General features: G+C 77.2%; 1 protein-coding gene. It reads right to left on the reverse strand.

All coding sequences use genetic code 11. The features are described from left to right. Nucleotides 1-2,242, reverse strand: a 2,242-nt coding sequence (locus ACWENR_RS30565) for a type I polyketide synthase (RefSeq protein WP_452280408.1), incomplete at both ends; no start/stop codon positions are given.

Consider the following 2,242-nt stretch of genomic DNA (forward strand, 5'->3'; position numbering starts at 1 on the left):
TGATCACGCCGGCCACGCCGGCGGCGGCCTGCGCGTGACCCATGTTCGACTTGACCGAGCCCAGCAGTAGCGGGCCCGCGTCGCCCCGGTCCTGCCCGTACGTCGCCAGCAGGGCCTGCGCCTCGATCGGGTCGCCGAGGACGGTGCCGGTGCCGTGCGCCTCGACGACGTCCACGTCGGTGCCGGCGAGCCGGGCGCCGGCGAGGGCCTGCCGGATCACCCGCTGCTGGGCGCGGCCGTTGGGGGCGGTCAGCCCGTTCGACGCGCCGTCGGAGTTGACGGCGGAGCCGCGTACGACGGCGAGGACGCGGCGGCCCTGCCGCCGGGCGTCGGAGAGCCGCTGCACGAGCAGCATGCCGACGCCCTCGGACCAGCCGGTGCCGTCCGCCGTGGCGGCGAAGGACTTGCACCGCCCGTCGGAGGCGAGGCCGCCCTGGCGGGAGAACTCCTGGAACGCCGTGGGCGTGGCCATCACCGCCACGCCGCCGGCCAGCGCCAGGTCGCACTCGCCGCGCCGCAGCGCCGCCCCGGCGAGGTGCAGCGCCACCAGCGACGAGGAGCAGGCGGTGTCGACGGTGACGGCGGGTCCCTCCAGCCCGAGGGCGTACGCGACCCGGCCGGAGATGACGCTGTGCGCGGCGCCGGTCATCAGGTAGCCCTCGACGCCCTCGGGGACCTCGGTCAGCCCGGTGCCGTAGCCGGAGGTGGAGGCACCCACGAAGACGCCCGTACGGGTGCCGCGCAGCGTCGCCGGGTCCACCCCGGCCCGTTCCAGCGCCTCCCAGGACGTCTCGAGGGTGAGCCGCTGCTGCGGGTCCATGGCGAGGGCCTCGCGAGGCGAGATCTCGAAGAACGCGGGGTCGAAGTCCGCCACGTCGTGGAGGAAGCCGCCCGCCGGCGGGTGCCTCCCCTCGGCCGGCTCGGGGATCTCCCAGCCCCGGTCGGTGGGGAACGGCGAGACGGCGTCGACGCCGTCGGCGACCAACCGCCAGAACGCCTCCGGCCCGTCGACGCCGCCCGGGTAGCGGCAGGCCATGCCGACGATCGCGACGGGCTCGTCGGCGTCGACGACGACGGTCTGCGGGGCGGCGGCGGGGGCGACGCCGGAGACCAGCTCGCGCAGGTGCGCGGCCAGCTCGGCGGGCGTCGGGTGGTCGAAGACCAGCGTGGTGGGCAGCCGCAGGCCGGTGGCGGCGTTCAGCCGCCCACGGAAGTCCACGGCGGTCAGCGAGTCGAAGCCGAGGTCCTTGAACGGGCGGCCGCGCAGCTCGTCGGGGGTGGCGTGGCCCAGCACCGCCGCGGTCTGCTCGTTGACCAGCTTCAGCAGTTCCCGTTCCTGCTCGGCGGCGGGCAGCGCCGCGAGGTGGCGCAGCGGCGCGGCGACGCCGTCCGCCGGCGCGGCGGCCTCCTCCCGCGCGACGAGCGCCCGCACCTGCGGCAGGTCGCCGAGGAACGGGCTGGGCCGGGCCACGGTGAACGCGGGGTGGAACCGGCTCCAGTCGACGTCGGCGACGGTCACGCAGGGCGTCGGGCGGCGCAGCGCCCGGTCGAGGGCGACGAGCGCCTTCGCCGGGTCGATCGGCGGCAGGCCCATCCGGTTGAGCTGCTCGGTGGCGACGTTCTCGGCGGCCATGCCGTGCGCGCCGCCCCAGGCCGTCCAGGACACGGCGGTGGCCGGCAGGCCCCGGTCGCGGCGGTTGACGGCCAGGGCGTCCAGCAGGGAGTTGCCGGCGCCGTACGCGCACTGGCCCGCGCTGCCCCACACGCCGGAGATGGAGGAGAACATCACGAACGCGCCGAGGCCGCGGTCGGCGAGGCAGGCGTCGAGGTGCAGGGCGCCGAGCACCTTGCCGGCGACGACGTGGGAGAACTCGTCGAGGGTGGTGTCGGTCAGCGGGGTGAGCTGGTCGGTGCCGGCGGCGTGCACGACGGCGGTCAGGTCGGGCAGCGAGCCGACCAGGTCCGCCACGGACCGCCGGTCGGTGACGTCGCAGGTGGCGGCGGTGACCCGCCCGTCGGCGCCGTACCGGTCGAGCAGGTCCGCCACGGCGGGGGCGGCGGCGCCCCGGCGGCTGGCCAGGACCACCCGCCCGACACCCCGATCGAGCAGCCAGCGGGTGACGTGGCCGCCGAGCGCGCCGGTGCCGCCGGTGACCAGCACGGCGCCGGTCCACCAGTCGCCGGCGGGGTTCTCGTCCGCGGCCGGCGGGGCCGGGGTCAGCCGGCGGGCCCAGGTGCCGCC

The organism is Micromonospora sp. NPDC004336 (assembly GCF_053602615.1).